The sequence below is a fragment of the Collinsella aerofaciens genome (genome assembly GCF_015670795.1).
Taxonomy (GTDB): Bacteria; Actinomycetota; Coriobacteriia; order Coriobacteriales; family Coriobacteriaceae; genus Collinsella; species Collinsella aerofaciens_Q.
Genome location: NZ_JADPCJ010000002.1, coordinates 23,057 through 44,538, shown reverse-complemented (window position 1 = coordinate 44,538; position 21,482 = coordinate 23,057). Strand labels below are relative to the sequence as shown.

At 61.4% G+C, this 21,482-nt stretch carries 17 protein-coding genes; 14 read left to right on the top strand and 3 right to left on the bottom strand.

Features of this window, described 5'->3' with window-relative positions; genetic code table 11:
* Positions 1-428: 428 nt before the first annotated feature.
* Positions 429-1,058 carry a response regulator gene (locus I4W09_RS01295; RefSeq protein WP_148332880.1) on the bottom strand — a complete coding sequence of 210 codons (630 nt, stop codon included), beginning with the start codon at positions 1,056-1,058 and terminating at the stop codon, positions 429-431.
* On the bottom strand, positions 1,055-2,200 hold the full coding sequence (locus I4W09_RS01290) for a sensor histidine kinase (RefSeq protein WP_161115233.1): 1,146 nt from the start codon (positions 2,198-2,200) through the stop codon (positions 1,055-1,057). Before I4W09_RS01290 ends, I4W09_RS01295 begins: the two co-directional genes overlap by 4 nt.
* Before the next feature lie 199 nt (positions 2,201-2,399).
* Here I4W09_RS01290 and I4W09_RS01285 point away from each other — a divergent pair, with 199 nt between their 5' ends.
* From I4W09_RS01285 to I4W09_RS01260, 6 genes are all read left to right on the top strand, one after another.
* The gene (locus tag I4W09_RS01285; protein WP_152067463.1) at positions 2,400-3,338 is read left to right on the top strand and encodes an ABC transporter ATP-binding protein; all 939 of its coding nucleotides are present in this window, start codon (positions 2,400-2,402) and stop codon (positions 3,336-3,338) included.
* A gap of 9 nt (positions 3,339-3,347) precedes the next feature.
* Entirely contained in the window at positions 3,348-4,535 is a 1,188-nt protein-coding gene (locus I4W09_RS01280) for an ABC transporter permease (protein ID WP_196031362.1), read from the top strand.
* The gene (locus I4W09_RS01275) at positions 4,522-5,727 is read left to right on the top strand and encodes an ABC transporter permease (RefSeq protein ID WP_196031361.1); all 1,206 of its coding nucleotides are present in this window, start codon (positions 4,522-4,524) and stop codon (positions 5,725-5,727) included. The genes I4W09_RS01280 and I4W09_RS01275 overlap by 14 nt, the downstream gene beginning before the upstream one ends.
* A 128-nt stretch (positions 5,728-5,855) precedes the next feature.
* Positions 5,856-6,569, top strand: coding sequence for an ABC transporter ATP-binding protein (locus tag I4W09_RS01270; RefSeq protein ID WP_230318602.1), 714 nt, complete (start codon positions 5,856-5,858; stop codon positions 6,567-6,569).
* An 8-nt stretch (positions 6,570-6,577) separates the two neighbouring features.
* The gene (locus tag I4W09_RS01265) at positions 6,578-9,244 is read left to right on the top strand and encodes an ABC transporter permease (RefSeq protein WP_196031359.1); all 2,667 of its coding nucleotides are present in this window, start codon (positions 6,578-6,580) and stop codon (positions 9,242-9,244) included.
* 109 nt (positions 9,245-9,353) lie between these two features.
* The gene (locus I4W09_RS01260; protein ID WP_196031358.1) at positions 9,354-10,559 is read left to right on the top strand and encodes a DUF362 domain-containing protein; all 1,206 of its coding nucleotides are present in this window, start codon (positions 9,354-9,356) and stop codon (positions 10,557-10,559) included.
* A gap of 251 nt (positions 10,560-10,810) precedes the next feature.
* Here the strand turns inward: I4W09_RS01260 and I4W09_RS01255 are convergent, their stop codons facing one another.
* Entirely contained in the window at positions 10,811-11,776 is a 966-nt protein-coding gene (locus I4W09_RS01255) for an alpha/beta hydrolase (RefSeq protein ID WP_196031357.1), read from the bottom strand.
* Between the two features lie 186 nt (positions 11,777-11,962).
* On the opposite strand from I4W09_RS01255, the gene trhA reads away from it, so the two are divergent.
* From trhA to I4W09_RS01215, 8 genes are all read left to right on the top strand, one after another.
* A complete protein-coding gene (trhA, locus tag I4W09_RS01250; RefSeq protein WP_196031356.1) occupies positions 11,963-12,646 on the top strand; it encodes a PAQR family membrane homeostasis protein TrhA in 684 nt (227 codons plus the stop codon).
* A gap of 107 nt (positions 12,647-12,753) precedes the next feature.
* Positions 12,754-14,127 (top strand): hemolysin family protein, encoded by a 1,374-nt coding sequence (locus I4W09_RS01245; RefSeq protein WP_196031355.1) that lies wholly within the window; start codon positions 12,754-12,756, stop codon positions 14,125-14,127.
* A gap of 24 nt (positions 14,128-14,151) precedes the next feature.
* The gene (locus tag I4W09_RS01240; protein WP_230318601.1) at positions 14,152-14,985 is read left to right on the top strand and encodes a cyanophycin synthetase family protein; all 834 of its coding nucleotides are present in this window, start codon (positions 14,152-14,154) and stop codon (positions 14,983-14,985) included.
* Positions 14,986-15,121: 136 nt separating this feature from the next.
* Positions 15,122-15,511: a YtxH domain-containing protein gene (locus I4W09_RS01235; RefSeq protein WP_138113744.1), complete on the top strand. Its 390-nt coding sequence runs from the start codon at positions 15,122-15,124 to the stop codon at positions 15,509-15,511.
* Positions 15,511-16,266: a PRC-barrel domain-containing protein gene (locus tag I4W09_RS01230; protein WP_196031354.1), complete on the top strand. Its 756-nt coding sequence runs from the start codon at positions 15,511-15,513 to the stop codon at positions 16,264-16,266. Before I4W09_RS01235 ends, I4W09_RS01230 begins: the two co-directional genes overlap by 1 nt.
* A gap of 72 nt (positions 16,267-16,338) precedes the next feature.
* Positions 16,339-17,745, top strand: coding sequence for a polysaccharide deacetylase family protein (locus I4W09_RS01225; RefSeq protein WP_230318600.1), 1,407 nt, complete (start codon positions 16,339-16,341; stop codon positions 17,743-17,745).
* 374 nt (positions 17,746-18,119) lie between these two features.
* Positions 18,120-19,964, top strand: coding sequence for a magnesium transporter (locus I4W09_RS01220; RefSeq protein ID WP_196031353.1), 1,845 nt, complete (start codon positions 18,120-18,122; stop codon positions 19,962-19,964).
* Positions 19,965-20,038: 74 nt separating this feature from the next.
* Complete coding sequence (locus I4W09_RS01215) at positions 20,039-21,235, top strand: Nramp family divalent metal transporter (RefSeq protein WP_196031408.1); 1,197 nt, start codon at positions 20,039-20,041, stop codon at positions 21,233-21,235.
* Positions 21,236-21,482 lie beyond the last annotated feature (247 nt).

Genomic DNA, 21,482 nt, shown 5'->3' with positions numbered 1-21,482 from the left:
ACCGGCCCATCTACTACGTTTAGCCCCTTACCCCCAACCATGCCGAAAAGCGCAAAAACAAAACCGCAGGTAGAACGCCTGCGGTTTTGTTCAAAACGAAGGTATGGTCAGGGGTATCGAGTCAAACGTAGTAGATGGGCCGATTTCGTGGCGGGCGGTTTCGGCTGATCCATTGGGGACGGAGGAAAACGGCTCATTTTGGTCCCGCGAGGCTGGCGGAGACACTCGTGCAGGGCCGCCCGAACAAAACTATGCCGGTTTACTACGATGAATCCGAGATTCCTGACCACACCCGCATTTTTGCAAATATCGCAAGTGTTCTACCTGCGGTTTTGTAAGTGCGCAATTTGCCGTGGTCGGAGATATGCGGTTCATCGTAGTAAACCGGCATAGTTTTGAAATGGCATCAAATTGGCGGCAGCCAGCGGCTAGCCTCGCAGATAGGCGATGGCGATTTGGGTGCGGTTGCGTAGCCCCATTTTGGCTAGGATCGAGCTGATGTGGTTGCGCACGGTGCCTTCGCCCATATAGGCGGTGGCAGCGATCTCCTTGTTGTCGAGGCCGCGGGCGATGAGCTCGGCGACTTCGAACTCGCGGTCGGTCAGGCCGGCAAAGGCGGCGGGCCGGCGGGTCGCGCCGGCCTCGACGTCCGCCCCATCAAAGTTGATATCTTCGATCGCCTTGCCCTCGAGCACGCGTTTGCCGTCCATGACCTGCGCCAACGCCGGCGGAATGGCAGCGACATCGGTCTTGATCAGGTAGCCGCGGGCGCCCAGCTTGAGCGCCGACACAATGTACTCGTCATCCGAGAACGTCGTCAGAAACACCACGCGCGCCGCAGGGTCGTGCTCAAGGATCTCGCGCGCGGCCGAAAGGCCGTCGCGTCCCGGCATCTGGATGTCGAGCAGCGCAATATCGGGTGCGTGCTCGGCGTAGAGCGCCACCGCATCGTTGCCGTTGGCACCGGTGCCCACCACTTCGATCTGCGGCTGGGCGCCCAAGATAATCTTGAGCGAATCGACCACCAAGCGGTCGTCGTCGACAACGATGAGCCTCATCGGCCCTCATCTCCTTGCTGTTTGGGAACGGTGGCAAACACACGCCAGCCGCCGGCGCCGGCACGCGGGCCGGCGGTGAAGGTGCCGCCAAGCGCCTCGATGCGCTCGCGCATGGAGGCGAGCCCCATGCCCTCCGCGGTGCCGCGGCCGCTTGCTTGGACCTCACCCACGCCATCGTCGGTAACAATGAGCTGGTAAAACGACGGATGCTCCATGCACCGTACGGTGACGGTCTGGGCGCAAGCGTGGCGTATGGTATTGGAGAGCGCTTCGCGCAGGACCGCTGCAAAGCAGTTGGCGACGTTTGCGGGCGCATGTTCGGCCATAACTTCAAGCTCAATCTGCGGGCCGCCGTCCGAGCGTGTGCCTTCGACAATGCGTTCGAGCTGCACGGAAAGGTCGACGGCGTTGTCGTTGAGCGCGTGGACGCTGGCGCGCACAAGCTGGAGCGCCTCGTCAACCGTGCGTTTAACGTCGGCGAAATCGGCGGCGACGCCAGGCTCGTCGGCGTGGACCACGCGTAGGGCTTCGGCCTGCAGTGAGGCGCGCGTGAGCTGGTGCCCGACGTTATCGTGGATCTCGCGCGCGATGCGGGCGCGTTCGGCGAGCGTCGCGAGCTCGACTTCGTAGTCCTGGCGATCGGCAAGATCGCGGTTGCGCGCCTCGAGCGCGAGGGCTCGTTCCTGCAGCTCGTCGCGGGTGCGGCGCATGCGCCGCTGCTCGCGCTCCAACTGGGCGGTGCGTAGCGATAGCAAGGTGGCGGCAACCGAAAGGATGGCGGTCAGCAGGAGCGTTCGTGCGGTAAGCGCATCGGCGCGAAGGTCCGCGACGAGCGCAAAGGCAAAGACGGAGCCAATGCCCAACGCGACCCAGGCGTGCTCGCGGCGCACGCGTCGCGCGATGTCATAGAGGGCGAGAGGCGCAAACGGCACAAACGGCGGCACGAAGACAGCCGCGATGATGCAGGCGTAGCTCGCTGCCTCGCTTGCGCGTCGGGTGCGTTTCCCCTGTGCGACCTCGGCCAGCGAGGTGGCAATAATGCCAAGGCAAAACGCCACAACCAGACGAGCGTCCACGGCAAGACCCATGGCGGCCGCAATACAGCACGCCAGCACGATCGATTTGTCGAAAAGCCTGTTCATACGGGTATTGTACGCGAAGCTGCGCGTGGTGGAGGGGCCGCCTAGCGCAACCGTGACATTCCTCCCGCACGGTGGGGCGGTCGCGTCAGCGGGCCACGCGACCGAGCCCCCGCACTCGTGACAAAGCTCACTGGTGCGCGCCGTCCGCTCCTGCGATGATGCAATCGTACCGGGCCGCAATCAACAGAAGGGCCGCCTCATGACAGACATCGTCCACGTCGAAAACCTCGTCAAGCGCTACGACGACCTTATCGCGCTTGACCACTTTAACCTCAGCATCGCCCCCGGCGAGATCTTTGGCCTGCTGGGCCCCAACGGCTCGGGCAAGACCACGTCCATCAACTGCATTCTGCAGCTGCTCGCCTACGACAAAGGCACCATCGAGCTGTTCGGCGAGCCCATGACGCCCGCCCGCTACGACCTCAAGCGCCGCATCGGTGTGGTGCCGCAGCAGGTGGCGGTGTTTGACGAGCTTACGGTGCGCGAGAACATCGACTATTTCTGCAGCCTTTACGTCAACGACCGCAAGCGCCGCCGCGCGCTGGTGGACGAGGCGATCGACTTTGTCGGGCTGGGCGACTTTACCAAGTTTCGCCCCGGCAAGCTCTCGGGCGGCCTGGCGCGTCGCCTCAACATCGCCTGCGGTATCGCGCACAAGCCCGAGCTCATCTTCTTTGACGAGCCCACGGTGGCGGTCGACCCGCAGAGCCGCAACGCCATCCTGGAGGGCATCTGCCGCTTGCGCGACGAGGGCGCCACGGTGGTGTATACCAGCCATTACATGGAGGAAGTCGAGCAGATTTGCAGCCGCATCATGATCATGGACGGCGGACGTGTGCTGGCGCAGGGCACCAATGACGAGCTCAAACGCATGATTCAAATGGGCGAGCGCGTGACTGTCGAGGTCGGCGCCGTCGAGACCGCCACGGTCGAGCGGCTGCGCGCCCTCGAGCACGTGCTTTCGGTTGAGCTGTCCGGCGGCGAGCTCGTCTGCACCTGCGAAGCGAGCCCGCACAATTTGGTCGACATCCTCGACACGCTGCGCGCCGCCGATGTGGCGCTCGGCCGCGTGTGGAGCGAGCCGCCGACCCTCAACGACGTGTTCCTCGAGATCACCGGCCGCGAGCTGCGCGACTAGGGGGCAGTCATGTTCAACACCATCATCACTACGGTCAAGACGCTGCTGCGCCGGCCGAGCACGTGGGTCTGGGGCGCTCTCTTTCCCATCGCACTTTCCACGATGTTCATGTTTATGTTTGCGAATCTGAGCTCTGACGGCACGGTCGACCAGGTACCGGTTGCCGTCATAGCGGACGAGGCCTGGGACGCCTCGACCTTTAAGGACGTGGCGACGTCGCTTGCCAAGGAGAGCGACAATCAGCTGCTCGAGATCCACGAGTGCGACGACGCAGCCGATGCGAACCGTGTGCTTAAGGCCGGCGAGGTCGCGGGCATCTATACGGTCGACGACGCGGGCGCACCCAAGCTCACACTGCTATCGAGCTACGACAGCTCGCGCGCATCATCGGTGCTCACCGATCGCAGCATCCTGGAGACGGTGGCAAGCTCGTATACACAAAATGCCGAGCTCATGTCCCAGATTGCCCAGGACAACCCGGCGGCACTCGCCGACCCCGAGGCGGTTGCGCGCGCCCTGTCGCTCGAGGGCGGCACCCGTCGCGTGAGCCTTACGCGCACCACGCCCGACGGCACGGTCATCTACTATTACGCGCTTTTTGGCCTGGTCGCGATGATGTCTGCCGAGTTTGCCGCCTTGAGCGTTGTCGACCTGCAGCCCAATCTGTCGGGCCTTGGCGCGCGCCGCTGCGTGGGCGGCCTTTCCAAGACGGCGTCGCTGGCCGGCATTTTTGTCGGCTCGTGGCTGGTCTCCTTTGCTTCGATGGTGATCGCGATCGGCTACGTGCGCCTAGTCGTGGGCGTCGACTTTGGCGGGCGCGAGGGGCTGTGTTTGGTGGGCGGCGCCGCTTCCGCGCTTGCCGCCACAGGCCTGGGCCTTTTTGTGGGCACGTTTCCCGTTAAGGGCGGCAAGGCGTCCAAGTCGGGCATCCTCACGGGCTTTGCCACCACGTGTGCCCTGTTCGCCGGCCTCTACGGCGAGCCGGCGATGGCGCTTGCCGACGACGTCGCCCGCGCCTGCCCGGCCGAGTGCTGGCTCAACCCCGTCAAGCTCATCTGCGACATGTTCAACCGCCTGTATTTCTTTGAGGACCTGGGTCCCTTTGTCATCCGTGCGGGCGCGCTGGTCCTCATGACGCTGGTGTTTGTTGCCGCCGCCACGCTGATTTTTGGAAGGAGCCGCTATGAGCACCTTTAAGACTGCGCTGCGCATGGCGCTCGCGCATCCGTTCTACCTGCTCATCTATACGGTGTTCATATCGCTGATGGGTGTGTTCATCGCGGCATCGGTGAGCTGGAACTCGTCGCAGCTCACCGAGTACAAGCCCTACGACGCCAATGTGATTGTGGTCGACCGCGACGACAGCGATCTTTCGCGTGCGCTTACCAAGCATCTGGGGTTGCGCTTTGACCTGGTCACGGGTGTTGGCGACGACACGTACGACCTTGCGGACGCGCTCTCCAAGAGCAACAGCGCCAAGGGCAGCGCCGACTGCGTGTTCTTTATCCCGGAGGGGTTTGAGGACGACCTCGTTGCAGCCGCCCGCGTGGGGGAGTCCCTGCCCAAGCTCGATGTGACCTACGGTGCCGGCACCATGGCGGCGGCGCTGTCGTCTGCCGAGGCCTCGCGCTGGATCTCGCTCGCGGGCGCTGCGGCGGCGCTTGAGCCCGCTGCTTCTAACGGCGACGTTGCCAAGGCCGCCGAGCATGCCGCTGCAAAGCGCGCGGAGGTCCAGATCGAGCGGGTCAAGGTCGACTCGGCTGCTGCTGCCACGCTCGAGTCGTATTTCAACTTTGGCGCGTATGCGATTATCTCGTCGGTCATCGTGTCGGTGGGGCTGGTGTTCTCGGGCATGAACGAGCCCGAGCGCGTGCGCCGCATGGATGCCAGCCCGGTCTCCGAGCGTCAGCGTTCGCTTGCCGTGTTTGCGGCCGCCGCCGTGCTCACCGTCTGCATTTGGCTCGTGTCGAGCATGATGGGCGTCGTGGGCTTTGCCGGCGCGGTTGCCGAGGTCGGCGCGGGTCGTGTGTGTCTGGCGCTGGCGGTGACGTTTGCCCTGGCGTGCACGCCTCTGGCCGTTGGCTTTGCCCTTTCGAGCTTGGGCGCGCGCGAGGAGCTGCTCAACGGCGTGGGCAACTTACTCGGCATGCTCATGACGTTTTTGGGCGGTGCCTGGATGCCGCTGTCGCTGATGGGCTCGGCCGTGCAGACGGTGGCGCACTTTGTGCCGACATATTGGGTGAACGACGCGATCAGCAAGGCGCTTGCCTCGGATTTGACGTCTGCCGTGCTGGGCGACATCGCCTGCGACCTAGGCGTCACGGCGCTCTTTGCCATGGCCATCGCCGCCGTGGGCCTCGCCCTCGCACGCGCCAAATCCCGCGCCTAGCCACCTAGTCATTTAAGAGCGTCCCCAATGACTAGTCTGAAACAAATCCCCACTCTCGCCCAAAAATAGTTCGCCAAGGTTTACTATTACGTTCATAAAGTAGTACGAGGTTAACAATGGGGGATACCATGGCAACGCAGAGAGTCTACGTCCAGGTTAAGGATCTCAAAAAGCACTACGGCGATGGAGATGCACGCCTGACGGTGCTCGATGGCATCGACACGTCCATCAACCGCGGCGAGATCTGCGTCATGCTGGGGCCCTCTGGCTCGGGCAAATCGACATTCCTCAACCTGATCGGTGGCCTGGAGGATGCCGACGCCGGCTCTATTTTGGTGGACGGCTGCGACCTTACCACACTCAAGGCCGGAGACCTGGGCGAGTACCGACGCCGCGAGCTTGGTTTTGTCTTTCAGTTCTACAACCTGGTGCCCGACCTCACCATCAAGGAAAACATCGAGGTCACGGCGCACCTGTCCAAAAACCCGCTCAATGTCGACGACCTGCTGCGCTCGCTGGGCCTTTACGAGCACCGCAACAAGTTCCCGCGCCAGGTCTCGGGCGGCCAGCAGCAGCGCTGTGCCATCGGCCGCGCACTCGTCAAAAACCCGGGCCTGCTGCTGTGCGACGAGCCCACGGGCGCGCTCGACTATAAGACGTCCAAGGAAATCTTGCAGCTCATGGAGGATGTCAACCGCACCTACGGCTGCACCATCATCATTGTCACCCACAATGCCGCCATCGCGCGCATGGCCAATCGCGTGCTGCGCCTGCGCGACGGGCGCATCGTCGAGGATGAGCTCAACGAGTCGCCCGTCGCGGCCGCCGAGCTCGATTGGTAGGCGGCGCCATGACACCTCTCGCAAAACGTCTCCCGCGCGAGCTGCGCCGCAATATCGGCAAGTACCTGGGCATCTTTTTGCTTATGTGCGGAAGCATCGCTCTTACCTCGGGCTTTTTGCTCGCGGCGCATTCCATCGGTTGCCTTATCGACGACATGCGCGATGCGTACACGATTGAGGACGGCCGCGTGACCACCTCCTTCGAGGCCACCAACGAGCAGCTCAAGGCTGCTGAAGATGCAGCCGGCGACGTCGGCGGCGTCACGCTCTACAAGAATTTCTCCATCGACGCCATCATCAAAAAGACCGCCGGCGACGACGGCACCAAGCGCACGCTGCGCACCTATACGCACCGCACCAAGGTCGATATCGCGTCCTACTGTGAGGGCAAGCAGCCCAAGGCAGATGACGAGGTGGCCATCGACCGTGTCTTTGCCACCAATAACAACCTGTCCGTGGGCGATAAGGTCGAGCTTGAGGGCCGCACCTACACCATTTGCGGCATCATGACCCAGCCCGATAGCCAGGCGCTGTTCCTCAACAATTCGGACTTTACGGTGAACACCATCACGTACGGCGTGGCCGAGGTCACCGATGCCGGCTTTGCCGCGCTCGAGGATGCCGGCGGCGCGCCTGCCTACACCTACTCCTTTACCTTTACCGATCGCGATCTCTCCACCGCGGATCGCATCGATGCCGAACAGGATATGGTCGAGGCGCTGACCGATGCCGATGCACGCGTGGATGACCTCATCGACACCGATTCCAACCAGGGCATTGGCTATGCGCGCGACGACGTGGACGGCGACTCCATGATGTGGATGACGCTGCTCGACATTATCATCGTGATCATGGCGTTCGTCTTTGTGGTCCTTACCGACGCCACCATCGAGGAGGAGAGCGCCATCATCGGCACGCTGCTCGCCAGCGGCTATCGTCGTCGCGAGATTGTGCTTCACTACCTGGCACTTCCCGCCATCGTGGGTGTGGCCGCGGCGCTTTTGGGCACCGCGCTCGGCGTTGTGTTCTTTACCGAGCCCATGCGCAGCCTCTATTACGGTTCGTACAGCCTGCCGCCCTTCCAGGTGTACTGGAGCTGGGGGATCTTTGTGAAGTGCGCCGTGGTTCCCGCCGCCGCGCTCATCCTCATCACGCTGGTGGGCCTGCTTCGCAAAATGGGCAAGACGCCGTTGCAGTTCCTTCGTCACGAGGCGAGCGGCAAATCGGGCACCAAGCGCGGCTTGCAGTTGCCGGAGCGCATGGGTTTTGTCTCGCGCTTCCGCCTGCGTATCTTCCTGCGCAACCTAGGCAACTTCGCCACGCTCTTCGTGGGCATTGCGTTTGCCTCGCTGCTGCTGCTCTTTGGCCTGGCGATTCTGCCCACGATGACGCACTACGCGGACAACCTCGAGACGAGCCTGGTCGCCGAGCACCAGTACACGCTCAAGGCTCCGCTGGAGCTCGAGGGCACTGCCGAGGAGCGCGAGCAGTGGTCGGCACTCGAGCGCTTGCAGTCGTTTGACGGCGCGCTGCTTTCCGCCGCCCAGGATGCCGATGACGAGCTCGATGACGCATTCGATGCGGCGCAGGCGGCGACCGATGCCGCGACCGCATCTCCGTCTGCCGAGAGCCTGACCGCAGCGCAGGATGCGCTCGCCAAGGTTCAGGACAAGAAGGATGCGCTTTATGCGCGCCTCGATGACCTTGCCGATGCCCTCGGCTGCAGCCGCGACGAGGCTATCGACCTGATCGATAAGGCCTCTAAGATTGACACTGACAACGACGATATCCACCCGGTCAATACGACCGACAACGGCGCGGGCGCAATCGCGCAGGCCGAGAAATATGCCGTTTACCAGCTGCAATACGACCGCGGCGATGGTAATGGACAGGAGACGATTTCCGTTTACGGCATTTCATCCGATTCGCGCTATTGGAAAGACCTCAACGTCGGCGACGGCCGCGTCGTCTTTGGCGGCGGTCTGCTCGATAAGTTTGGCTGGAGCGAGAGTCAGAAGGTCACGCTCAGCGACAAGTACGAGGGCGAGTATTATTCCCTTGAGTATGCAGGCAAGGATTGTACCTGGGGCTCAAAGTCGGACATGAATATCTATATGAGTATCGATGACTTTAACGAGCTGTTCGACAACGATGCGGCCTACTTTAACGGCTATGTGAGCGATGAGAAGCTCGACCTCGATGCGCGCTACTTTGCCGGCGACACCACGCCCGACGACATGCGCGCCGTGGGTGACCAGTTCATCGGCATGATGAGCAAAATGATCGGCATGATGGTTGGGCTCGCGGTGTTTATCTTCCTGCTGTTTATGTACCTGCTGACCAAGGCTGTGATCGACCATAGCGCCCGGTCGATTAGCTACATGAAGGTCTTTGGCTATCGCGATAGCGAGATCTCGCATCTGTACATTCGGTCGATCACGCTGTGCGTGGCGGCGTCGCTCGTGCTGAGCCTGCCGGTCATTATTGGCTCGCTCACGGCCATCTTCCGCTCGATGCTGCTTGCCTACAACGGCAATATCGAGATCTACGTGCCCGCTTGGTCCATGGCGGCGTGCGTGGGCATTGGCTTTGCGACCTACCTGGTCGTGGCGCTGCTACACACGCGCTCTATCAAGCGCGTCAGCCTGGCCGAGGCGCTGAAGGTGCAGGAGTAGTCATTTAAGTCTGTCCCCAATGACTAGGTGCCGTACTTGACTTTAACTCTGCTTTAACTGGTACCATCCTCTATGTCTGTAACGCCATATAGACCGAGGGGATAGATCTATGACCGCAACTGCACCCGCAGCACCCGCTAAGGTGTACTTTACCAACCTGCGCACGCATGCTCGCGAGAGCCAGCTCGACAAGCTCAAGCGCCTCATCCGTCACGCCGGTATTGAGCAGATCGACTTTGAGAACAAGTTCGTCGCCATTAAGATTCACTTTGGCGAGCTGGGCAATCTGAGCTTTTTGCGCCCCAACTACGCTCGCGCCGTCGCGGATGTCGTGAAGGAGCTGGGCGGCAAGCCCTTCCTCACCGACTGCAATACGCTCTACGTCGGTAGCCGCAAAAACGCGCTCGAGCACATCGATACCGCTTATCAGAACGGCTTTACCCCGTATGCCACGGGTTGCCAGATCATCATCGCCGACGGCCTCAAGGGCACCGACGAGGCGCTCGTCCCGGTCGAGGGCGGCGAGTACGTGCGCGAGGCCAAGATCGGCCAGGCACTCATGGATGCCGATATCGTGATCAGCCTCACCCACTTTAAGGGCCATGAGCAGGCCGGCTTTGGCGGTGCCATGAAGAACCTGGGCATGGGAGGCGGCAGCCGTGCCGGCAAGATGGAGCAGCATGCCGCCGGCAAGCCGAACGTCGCGACCGAGCACTGCGTTGGCTGCCGTGCCTGCGAAAAGATCTGCGCTCACGACGCTATCTCGTTCGACGACACCCGCGAGCGCGAGCTTGCCAACGGCAACACCCGCACGGTTCACGTCGCCGCTATCGACCACGATCGCTGCGTGGGCTGCGGCCGCTGCATCGGCGTGTGCAACCAGGACGCCATCAAGCCCGGCTATGACGCCGCGGCCGACGTGCTCAACTACAAGATCGCCGAGTATACGAAGGCCGTTGTCGACGGACGCCCGAGCTTCCATATTTCGCTTGCCATGGATATCAGCCCCAACTGCGATTGCCATCCCGAAAACGACACGCCCATCGTCAACGATATCGGCATGTTCGCGAGCTTCGACCCGGTCGCCATCGACCAGGCCTGCGCCGATGCCGTCATGGCATCCGAGCCGCTGCCCAACACCGAGCTCACCGATAGCGCGGCCAAGATGGAGCACAATCACGAGCATCTGGAGGGCGAGCAGGCCAAGGATCCCTTCTGCATCACGCATCCCGATACCGACTGGCGCGCGTGCATCGCGCATGCCGAGAAGATCGGCCTGGGCACGAGCGAGTACGAGCTCATTGAGGTCAAGTAGCACCTGTCTATTGGACATATCAAGCGCTTTTGTGGCGCAACGTTAGCAAAAGCCGCCCGTGAGCACAGTGTCCACGGGCGGCTTTTCGGAAGTATGCGGCAAATTTCGAGATCGCCGAGCACACGACATTTTTTGGCAACAAAACACCTGATAAATTGTTGGTAAAACTGCGGTCTGGTCGGCAGTTCCGGATTTTGCCGCATACTTCCGAAAATAGGGGGTTAGATAAATTCCCAGACGCCGCTTTTTCCCTAAAAATACTCGTCGAGGAAGTTGTCGACTGTGTTCCAGTAGAGCTCGGGGTCAACTTGCGCACTCTTGGCGTGGGTGGCGCCATGGATGGTGAGCTTTTGCTTGACCTTGCTGGCGCACGCGTCGTAGTTTTGGTCGAGCATGTCGTACGGCACAAAGGTGTCCTGGTCGCCGTGGATAAACAGCATGGGAATCGTCGCGTGTTTGAGTTGCTCCACACTGCTCGCCTTATGAAAGTCGTAGCCCGCGCGCACGTTGCACACCAAGTTTGCTACATCGAGCAAGGGAAAGCTGGGCAGGCCGAACACGTCCTTGAGCTGCAGAGAAAATTCGTCCCAAACACTCGTATAGCCGCAGTCCTCGATAATGCATTTCACGTTTGCAGGCAGAGATTCCCCCGCGACGTTCATGGCGGTTGCCGCGCCCATCGACTCGCCAAAGACCAGGATGCGCGCCTCGGGGTCAGCCTGAACGATTCGCTCGATCCATGTGACGATGTCGAGGCGCTCGGGCCAGCCCATGCCGATATAGTCGCCGCCGGAGCGCTCGTGGGCGCGGGCGGCGGGTGCGAGTACGTTCATGCCGCGGTCATGGAATCGTTTGGCGTATCGGGCCATACCGATGGGCTCGTTGGTATATCCATGCAGGCAGACGGCGTAGTCGTGCGTGCTCTCCGAAGCAGCAAAATACCAAGCGGCAAGCTCGGTTCCGTCATCTGCGGTGAGGCTGCTGCTCTCGCGATTCTCTTTAAACCACGCCCGCGCCTCGGTGTCCTCGGCATCCGGCTGCTCACCTTCTTTGTCGTTCTTGCTATCCTGCATCATCTTCATGGTGTACGGCGCTTGGGGGTTCAGGGCAAAGTCAAACAAAAAGTTGCCGGCAAATCCGAGCAGCGCAACGACAACCACCAGCGCAACGATGCCGGCTATCTTGAGCTTTCGATGGGAACGTGCGTTTTGAGCCATGCGGTATTCTCCTATAAGATGTTAATACATCAACATTTAATGCAAGCGCATTATGGACGTTCGCCGTTGATGCGTCAACAGGCAAAGAATGGGTAAACAAAGGGTCACGTATGGTGCAAATTTCGCACGTACCCAGACGCTTTGATATAGTGTTGAGAACTCTTTACGTTGGAGGATGTAACCGGCATGTCCGATTCGAGCGACAGTTCTAAGCCGCGACCCAAGACCGCGGCCGTTCCACACTACACGGTGGGCGAGGAGATCATGAACTCCGTCACCCATGGCGTCGGCTGCCTGCTGGGTATCGCTGGCTTGGTACTTCTGATCGTATTCGCTGCCCTGCGCGGCGGAGGCCCGGCCCACATGGCCGCGGCGATTGTCTATGGTGTCAGCATTATTCTCGAATACCTTGCCTCCACGCTCTACCATGCGATTCAGCCCGCGGGCGCCAAGCGCGTGTTTCGCATCATCGACCACAGCTGCATCTACCTGCTCATAGCCGGCAGCTATACGCCGTTTTGCCTCATCACGCTTGCAAACGACGGCGGCCCTGCGCTGTTCTTTGCCGTATGGGCCATCGCCGTCATCGGCATTGCGCTCGAGTGCTTCCTACGCGAGCGTCAACCGCACTGGGTAAGCGGCCTGGTCTACCTGCTGATGGGCTGGCTCGTCGTCTTTAAGCTGCCCGAGCTCGTGGCGCTGCTCAACCCCGTCGCGCTTGCCCTGCTCGCCGTCGGCGGCGTGTGCTATACCGTGGGCGTGCCGTTCTATATCGCCAAAAACGTGCGCTATCTGCACAGTGTTTTCCACTTGTGGGTGCTCGCTGGCAGCATCTTCCAGTTCATGGCGGTGATCCTCTTCGTAATCTAGCGACCGCGCCCACGGCCCCGCTCGCGCGGGCGACCGGCGCAATTGCCGTATCCGCCATCAACGTTTTACCTTAACGTCCCGAATCTTGGAGGTTCGAGAAACTCCCGATGGACATAACCATCTCCCTTATTACCACGCTCGTCCTGACGCTTATCAACGGCTACTTCTCCATGTCCGAGATGGCTCTCACCACGGCTAAGCGCGCCGTGCTGGAGCACGATGCCGAGGAGGGCGATAAGCGCGCCGAGCGCGCCGTCCAGCTCGCCGCCGACTCCGATCAGCTGTTGGCCACCATCCAGGTCGCCATCACGCTCGTGGGCTTCGCCTCGTCCGCCGTCGCCTCGACGAGCCTGTCCGACCCGCTTGCCACGTGGCTCATGAGCTTTGGCATCGCGCCGCTTTCCGCCATCGCGCGCGGCCTGGCGCCGGTCATCATCACCGTCGCCGTCGCCTTTGTGTCCATCGTGATCGGCGAGCTCGTGCCCAAGCGCATCGGCCTCGCTAACGCCGAGGGCGTATCCAAGCAGGTCGTGGGACCGCTCTCCGTGTTCCAAAAGATCGCCCGTCCGCTCGTGTGGCTGACCGGCGCTTGCTCCGATGGCCTGGCCCGCATCCTGCGCATCAAGAGCGCCGATGATCGCCAGAACGTCTCGGAGGAAGAGATCAAGTACATGGTCTCGGAGCAGGACGACCTGCTCGATGAGGAAAAGCGCATGATCCACGAGATCTTCGACCTGGGTGACACCGTGGCTCGCGAGGTCATGGTGCCGCGCGTGGACACCACCATGTGCGAGGACGACGAGACGGTCGCCGACGTGCTGTCCACCATGCGCCAGACCGGCTTCAGCCGCATCCCCGTCTATCACGAGGACCCCGACAACGTCGCGGGAATCGCGCACATCAAGGACCTGATCCAGCCCGCGCTCGACGGCAAAGGCGACCAGCCCATCGCCGATTATCTGCGCGACGCCACTTTTGTGCCCGATACCAAGGACATCCTGCCGCTGCTGTCCGAGATGCAGACCTCGCACGACCAAATCGTGGTGGTCGTGGACGAGTACGGCGGCACGGCCGGCATCATCACCATCGAAGATATCGTCGAGGAGATCGTCGGCGAAATCGAGGACGAGTTCGACCCCGACAACAAGTACCTCACGCGCCTTTCGCGCCGCGAGTGGCTCGTCGATGGGCGTTTTTCGTGCGATGACGCGATTGAGCTTGGTTGGCCGCTCGAGGAAAGCGATGATTATGAGACCATCGCCGGCTGGATTTTGGAGCTTTGCGACTCGGTGCCCGACATCGGAGAGGTGTTTGAGGTCGCAGGGTACAAGTTCAAGGTACAGTCGATGCGTGGCCAGCGCATCTCGCTCATTCGCGTGATCGCTCCGGCTGAAACCGATAAGAAGGATTCCGAGTCCTCGGCAGAGAAGCCGGCGGCGTCGGGTGCGGGCTCTGTGGATCCGCACGATGGCGACGAGTAGGGCAAGGAAGAGTAGGGGAGAGTTATGGCAGGCCTGTTCAACATCCTTAAGGTCACCGTCAGCGAGGACAAGATTTGCGCGCACGTGCTGGTGAACCCCGGCATGCCGCTCATGACCTCGGAGGATATCGAGGCCACGGCGCGCGTGTACTACCTGGTGCCCGCGATTGCCAAGCATCTGTGCCTGGGCGATTCGGGTCGCGAGTTCCAGGACTGCATGGGTCAGACCGAGCTTTGCCACCTGCTGGAGCACGTGACGGTCGAGCTCATGAACGAGACCGGTCTTGCCGGCAGCATCTCGTGCGGTCGCACCCGCGTGAGCGAGCATGACGAGCGTGTCTTTGAGGTCGAGCTTTCGTGTCCCGACGATGCGTTGGCCATCGGCGCGCTGTCGTCGGCGACCTTTATGATGGACTGGGCGTACCTGCATGCCGATCAGCCGGCCCCCGACGTGGAAGGCACGGTCGCGGGCCTGCGCAACCTGGTGCTGGGCATGCGTGCCGAGGCCGAGGGCAAGGACCCGCACGAGGCCGTTGCCGCTGCGAACGGCGAGGACGTGGCCGAGGATGCGCCCGAGGGCGACGCTCCTGCCGATGCCGACACTGAACCTGTTGCCGAGGCGCCTGCTGAGCCCGAGCCTGCGGAGCCCCAAGGCGTCCCGAGCTTTGACGACGAGCCGCAGATGCCAATCGATACCGAGGGTGCGGTCGCCGAGAACCACGAGGCCCCCGCGGCCGTCTTTGGCGGTGCGGCAACGGCCCCGTCCGGCTCGGCGCACGAGGGCAACCTGCCGCTCGTCGATGGCGCCGGCGAGAATCCGGCCGCCACGGTCGCCATGCCTGCTATGCCGCAGGAGTAGACTCACTCGCTTATCACCATCATGTACCTGCGCTTTTACCGTACGCAGATGAGCGCGACGGCAAGTGTTGCGCTGCGGGTATAATGGACAGCATTCAAACGGTGGGCATCGAGGTGCCCGCAGGAGAGGAATGATCATGGGAAAGACTTTCAGCTTTGTTTCCGGTGCGCTCTTTGGTGCTGCCGCCGGCGCTATCATCGGCGTTGCTCTGGCCCCGCGCTCGGGTGCCGAGACCCGCGCCATGGCCGCCGATATCGCCAACGACGCCTGGGACAACATGCGTGACACCTACGAGCACAGTGCCGAGGAGGCTCGTGCCGCGGTCAACGACTTTGGTCCGATGGTCGACGCCAAGACCGATGACCTGCGTGCCAAGGTCGACCTGGCCCGCGAGCGCATGGACCAGCTTCGCGAGCAACTCAACGACGCCATCTCGGGTGGCAACGTGACGCCCGCTGCCGACGTCGTGGTCGAGAACGTCACCGAGGCCGGCACCGAGGCCACGGAGTCCTCGACCGAGGCATAATGCGCGCAGGGGATTTTGTCGGCGTCAAGGTTTATCGTAAGCCTGCCGAAGACAAGCGCACCAAAAAGGACGGCACGCCGCGCAGCCCTAAAAAGCTCGGCAAGATTCACTTTCCCGTCTTTACCCCGGGCGGCACGCGCGTGGTGGGCTTTATGGTCCGCCAGTCCGATATCGCGGGTATGATCGAGCGCCCCGACCGATTTGTGGCGCTCGATGCCATCGGCGTCTACGAGGGTGCTGTCGCGGTCGACGACGTCAAGGGCACCTACGATGCCGCCGCGGCCAAGCGCCTCGATATCAACCTAGACGATTGCATCATCTGGGTTGGCATGGACGTGCGCACGGAATCGGGCGATGTCGTGGGCTACTGCTCGGACGTTGAGTTCAAGCCGCGTTCGGGCATTGTGCAGACGTTCTATGTGACCGCCAGCGCCGCATCGAGCATGTTGGTGGGCGACACGCAGGTGCCGCCGACGATGCTGCGCGGCTACGAGAACGGCGCGATGATTGTCTCGGACGAGGTCAAGACGCTTGGGTATTCGGGCGGCGCGGCCGCTAAGGCTGCCGAGGCCAGTGTCGTGGTGGGCGATAAGGTCAAGAAGGGCGCCAAGGTGCTCGATGACAAGGGGTCGGTCGCCGTGGACAAGGGCAGCCGCGCACTGGGCAAGCAGCTCGGCAAGACGCGCGGTATGTTCAAGGCCTTTAAGGACGAATATCAAAAGGCGAGCGGGGGCTCGTCAAAAGCTAGCAAATAGCGACGTACCAAATGATGGGAGGCGAGCCGGAGACATGTTGCTCCGGCTCGCTGTGTTTATGGGGGAGGGCACATGCGCCAAAACGGATCTAACTTAAACAGGCGCTCGGGTGCGCGTCCGACGGCGCGCCGCGACCTGGGGCAGCTGCCCAGCGGTCAGCGTCGACGTCGCCGTAAGCCCGGCGCGATGTACCTCAACCATAGCCGTGGGTTTAGCGATCTCAGCGCGCGCATCGGCAACGGGCGCTCGCCGCGCCGACCGTCCCGCCTGCCCTATGCGCTCATCGCCGTGGGTTGCGCGCTCGTACTGTTTATCGCTGCCGTCGTGGGCTACGTCAACCGCAGCGTGGACGTGGAACTCAACGGGCAAAAGACCGCGGTGCGCGTGGGCTCTACGTTGCAGAATCTTATCGACGATCAAAGCCTGGCCGAAACATACGACGCCGGCGATCTGCTGGCCGTCGACGACAGCGTGCTCAAGCGCCATGGCGGTGAAAAGCTGTCGGTGAAGGTCGACGGCAAGCGCGTGAAGCAAGGCAAGTGGGATAGTCGCGAGCTTACGGGCGGCGAGAAGGTGACGGTCAAGGACGGCCGCAACGTGTACGAAAAGCACGAGGTCCAGGCCACGACTATCGAGCCAAAGCTTAAGGTCGAGGGCACGGGTGCCATTGAGTATGTCAAAACCTGGGGCGTTCAGGGCCGCTCCGAGGTATGGGTCGGCGAGCAGTCGGGCAAGACGCAGGACCGCGGCGAGGTCGTGCCCGCCACCGACTGCGTAGTCGAGTGCGCAAGCGTAGCGCCCAAGGGCAACGAAAAGTACGTGGCCCTGACATTTGACGAGGGTCCGAGCGGCGCGACCAAGCAGATCTTGCAGGTGCTCAAGGAAAAGGGCGTCACGGCGACGTTCCTCCTTTCGGGCGATGCGGCCGAGGCCTCGCCCGCTACTGCCAAAGCGATTGTCGATGCCGGGTGCGAGGTCGGCTCCAACAGCTACAGCGATGATTCGCTCAAGGGCGAGGATCGCGAGACGGTGCGCAAGCAGATCACGAAGGGTACCGAGGCGATTAAGTCGGCGACCGGCGTCGAGACGATGTTGCTTCGTGCCCCCTACGCCGCGTTTGACGAGCAAAACTGGATCGACTCGATGGACCTGGTGTCCGCCGTGGTTTCGTGGAATATCGATTCGGGCGACTGGCTGCTCAACGGCGCCGACGAGCAAGTATCGACCGTGCTCGACTCGATGACGCCGGGCAATATTGTGCTGCTCACCGATAGCGATGAGTGCGCCGAGCAGACGCTCGAGGCGCTGCCGCAGATTATCGATGGCCTTGTCGCCGACGGCTACAAGATCGTGACGCTCAGCGACCTGGTCAAGACGGACACGGCGTTGAGCAAAAAGCTCACCTCGCTCACCAAGGTTTCCATGCCCAAAAACGCCGTGTTCCCCCAACTCCCCGAGGACGACGACACCACAGAGTAGCCATTGGGGACATGCTTAAACGACTGGTTGTTTAGGACGGTTTTAATCGCTTTGTCCCACCGTGCTCATCCGGCTCTATGTCACGGATACGTCAGCGTTTGGTATGCCTGCAATGTGCAGGGCATAAATTCGGTGCCGCAGCGCGATGCTGATGCTATAGTTACTGCGGTTAATGAGGGTCAAGAGAAAGGTTACAGGTGAAATCCAAACCTCGACCATACAGTCGATGACCCCATGCAGGTGCTTTCTGCGCGTGCACGGGGTGTGAGCGCCGAGCGGTGTGCCGCCCGCGCATGCGTATACATATCAAAAAGTCCACGGATTGCGTGCCGGCATGGTCGCGCGGTCCGTAGGAATAATGATGGGGAGCACCATTGAATTATCTGAGTGAGATGCTCAAATTGCCAGTCTTGGACGTCGACGGCGAAAAGCTCGGCGTGGTTAACGATTTTGGCATTGCAACCGGCGAAGTTTTTCCGCACGTGACGTCGCTCGCGTTCCGCGGTCCCGGCAAGACGCCGTTTATGATCAGTTGGCGCAAATGGGTCGACCGTATCGACGAGACGGGTGTACACCTTAAGACGTCGGCCACCGAAATTCGTTTTTCGTACTTGCAGCCGACCGAACTCTTGCTTGCCCGCGACGTGCTCAACAAGCAGATTGTCGACACGCAGGGCATGAAGGTCGTGCGCGTCAACGACATCAAGTTTTCCATGTCGGGTGAAAATCAGCTGCGCCTGCTGGGTGCCGAGGTCGGCGCCCGCGGTCTGCTGCGTGCAATCAGCCCCACACTCGAGCACGTCGTCGAGGGCTTTATGAAGCACCTGGGCAAGCCGCTCAGCGAGGACATTATCGCCTGGTCCTACATGGACCTGCTCGACCGTTCGACTAAGAACATTCAGCTGTCGGTGTCGCACAAGACGCTTGGCGAGCTGCATCCTGCTGATATTGCCGACATTATCGAGCAGCTCGACCCGCGCCTGCGTGCACAGGTGTTCGCGCAGCTCGATACTGCCCAGGCCGCCGAGGCCATCTCGGAGTTCGATGACGACGAACTTATGACCGAGATGCTCGAGGGCCTGTCCGACACCGATGCATCGTCGATGCTGGCCATGATGGACCCGGACGACGCCGCTGACCTAATCGACGAGCTCGATTACGAGAAGGCCGAGAAGCTTCTGCGCCTGATGGGCGTCAAGGAGGAGAAGGCGATTCGTAATCTGCTGGGCTATGAGGACAACACCGCCGGCCGTATCATGACCTCGGAGTTTGTCTCGCTGCCCGCCACGGCGACAGTCGGTGATGCCATCGAGGCGATTCGCAAACTCGACGAGGACTTTGAGAGCGTCTACTACGTCTATACCGAGGATCCGAGCGGCATGCTCACCGGCGTGCTCTCGCTGCGTACGCTGATCGTGGCCGACCGCGACGCCACGCTGGGCCAGCTCGCCTATCGCGATCTGGTCTACGTGTCGCCCGACGAGGACCAGGAAGACGTGACGGACGAGATGACCAAGTACGACCTGGTTGCCATCCCTGTCTGCGACGAGAACCGTCATATCTTGGGTATCGTGACCTTTGACGACGCCATGGATGTTATCGCCGAGGAGCACCAGGAGGACCTGCAGATCGCAGGCGTTGGCTCGGGCGATAGCGCGTCCGACGATTCGACGAATGTGCTCAGCTGGTTTGTGCATCGCCAGTACTGGGTTGTCGTGTGGGGCATTGCCTCGTGCATCATGGCAACGGTGCTTGGGACGGCGCTGGGCTCGGCGCATCTGGTGGTGTTCCCCATGTGCGCCATGCCGCTCGTGCTGCTGGCTGCCTCGCGTATGGTGTCGTTTGTCAAGAACTACTTCTTGGAATACGACGGCCATGACGATGAGCCCAAGCCGTATCTGGGATTTTTCTTCCAGAGCACGGGCATGGGCCTGATTCTGTCGCTCGTGACCTACCTATGCGCCCAGCTGGTGCGCACCGCCGCATTCCTCGACGCGCCCATGTTTGAAGAGCAGCTCTTTACCGGCTGCTTTAACATCGCGGCCATCGTCTGCCTGATCGGCAACATGAGCGCCGTGATTTACCTGATGGTGTTGTTCTGGCGTGACGAGCACGACCTCAATACGTCGGGTACCGCCATGAACGTCATTGCCGTCATGATCTCGTGTGTGGCGTACTGCATCGCCGCGGTTCTGCTCACCATGTCAGTCATGGGTTAGGTGGTCGCGTGCAAAACACGAAGCAAAAGGCGAGCACCAAGCAAAAGCTGACCATCGCGGCCATCTTTGGCGCCATGGGCCCTGGCCTTCTGGCGGCGCTTTCGGGCAATGACGCCGGCGGCATCGCCACGTATTCCAGCGCCGGTGCCAGCTATGGCTACAAGATGCTGTGGATGCTTCCCGTCATGACCGTGCTGCTTATCGTGACGCAGGAGACTGCGGCGCGTTGCGGCTGCGTCACAGGCAAGGGCCTGGCGTCGCTCATCCGCGAGCGCTTTGGCGTGCGCAGGAGCGTGCTGGCCATGGCGGCGCTGCTGATCGCTAATACGGCCGTGACCATTTCGGAGTTTGCGGGTATCGCGAGCGGTCTTGCCCTCTTTGGTGTGCCGGCGAGCATCTCGGTGCCGCTGGTGGCGCTGCTGGTGTGGATGCTTACCATGTCGGGCAGTTTCCAGCGCATCGAGAAGATTTTGCTGCTGGTAAGCTGCGTGTTCGTGACCTACATCGTCGCCGCGTTTATGGCCGGCCCCAACTGGGGCGAGGTCGCGGTCGACTTGGTCGTCCCCAATATTCAGAACGATCCCAGCTACGTGTCGCTCGTGGTCGCAACGATCGGTACTACCATCGCACCGTGGATGATCTTCTTGGCTCAGAACAACGTGGTCGATAAGAATGCGGGCGAGGACGACATCGTGCTGCAGCGTATTGATACCGTGAGCGGCTCGATCGCCGCTGATATCATTGCTGGCTTCATTATCATCACGACCGGTACGGTGCTGTTTCCGGCGGGTATTCAGATTAGCGATGCCGCCGATGCCGCCCGCGCGCTGGAGCCCATCGCGGGTCAGTGGTCCACGGTGTTGTTTGCCTCAGGTCTGGTCGCGGCGAGCTTCTTGGCCGCCTGCGTGCTGCCGGGCGTTACGTCGAGTGCTATCTGCGAGGCATTTGGTTGGGAGCGCGGCGCCGACCGCAGCTGGGACGAGGCCCCGGTTTACCGCGGCATCATTACGGCTATCATTGGCATCTCTGCCGTGTTGGTGCTCATGCCTGGCGTCGATTTGTTCCAGATTATGATGACCTCGCAGGTCATCAACGGCGTGCTGCTGCCCGTAGTCTTGGTATTCCAGGTGGTTATCGCGGCGGATCGCCACATTATGGGCGCCAACCGCAACGGCCGCGTATGGAACGTGCTCACTTGGGCGACTATCGGCGTGATTACGGTGCTGACGGTCGTCATGTTTGCGCTGCAAGCGATGGGCTACGGTGCTTAACGCTCACTTTTGGTTCTTAACAGGCCGCCGCCATGGGCTGCGGCCTGTATTTTGTCTGCTATAGAGTGTTAGTTATATGGCAGTGGGCAAAAAATGCCAAATATGAGTACTGTTGCTAAGTGAATAGCATTTACATCCAAGAAGATAATGAACATAACCCATAGTATGTTCATTAAATTGGCTCCAATACGCCTTAAACCAGTCAGGTTGGCTGCTTTAGGGGGTTGTAGGGGATGCTCGGACGTCT

Bases quoted from the DNA above. Each gene is read 5' to 3' on its own strand.
- I4W09_RS01230 (WP_196031354.1), top strand. From the start codon at position 15,511: ATGCGCGCAGGGGATTTTGTCGGCGTCAAGGTTTATCGTAAGCCTGCC.
- I4W09_RS01240 (WP_230318601.1), top strand. From the start codon at position 14,152: ATGGCAGGCCTGTTCAACATCCTTAAGGTCACCGTCAGCGAGGACAAG.
- I4W09_RS01245 (WP_196031355.1), top strand. From the start codon at position 12,754: ATGGACATAACCATCTCCCTTATTACCACGCTCGTCCTGACGCTTATC.
- I4W09_RS01265 (WP_196031359.1), top strand. From the start codon at position 6,578: ATGACACCTCTCGCAAAACGTCTCCCGCGCGAGCTGCGCCGCAATATC.
- trhA (WP_196031356.1), top strand. From the start codon at position 11,963: ATGTCCGATTCGAGCGACAGTTCTAAGCCGCGACCCAAGACCGCGGCC.
- I4W09_RS01225 (WP_230318600.1), top strand. From the start codon at position 16,339: ATGCGCCAAAACGGATCTAACTTAAACAGGCGCTCGGGTGCGCGTCCG.
- I4W09_RS01255 (WP_196031357.1), bottom strand. From the start codon at position 11,776: ATGGCTCAAAACGCACGTTCCCATCGAAAGCTCAAGATAGCCGGCATC.
- I4W09_RS01260 (WP_196031358.1), top strand. From the start codon at position 9,354: ATGACCGCAACTGCACCCGCAGCACCCGCTAAGGTGTACTTTACCAAC.
- I4W09_RS01280 (WP_196031362.1), top strand. From the start codon at position 3,348: ATGTTCAACACCATCATCACTACGGTCAAGACGCTGCTGCGCCGGCCG.
- I4W09_RS01285 (WP_152067463.1), top strand. From the start codon at position 2,400: ATGACAGACATCGTCCACGTCGAAAACCTCGTCAAGCGCTACGACGAC.
- I4W09_RS01295 (WP_148332880.1), bottom strand. From the start codon at position 1,058: ATGAGGCTCATCGTTGTCGACGACGACCGCTTGGTGGTCGATTCGCTC.
- I4W09_RS01290 (WP_161115233.1), bottom strand. From the start codon at position 2,200: ATGAACAGGCTTTTCGACAAATCGATCGTGCTGGCGTGCTGTATTGCG.
- I4W09_RS01270 (WP_230318602.1), top strand. From the start codon at position 5,856: ATGGCAACGCAGAGAGTCTACGTCCAGGTTAAGGATCTCAAAAAGCAC.
- I4W09_RS01215 (WP_196031408.1), top strand. From the start codon at position 20,039: ATGGGCCCTGGCCTTCTGGCGGCGCTTTCGGGCAATGACGCCGGCGGC.
- I4W09_RS01275 (WP_196031361.1), top strand. From the start codon at position 4,522: ATGAGCACCTTTAAGACTGCGCTGCGCATGGCGCTCGCGCATCCGTTC.
- I4W09_RS01235 (WP_138113744.1), top strand. From the start codon at position 15,122: ATGGGAAAGACTTTCAGCTTTGTTTCCGGTGCGCTCTTTGGTGCTGCC.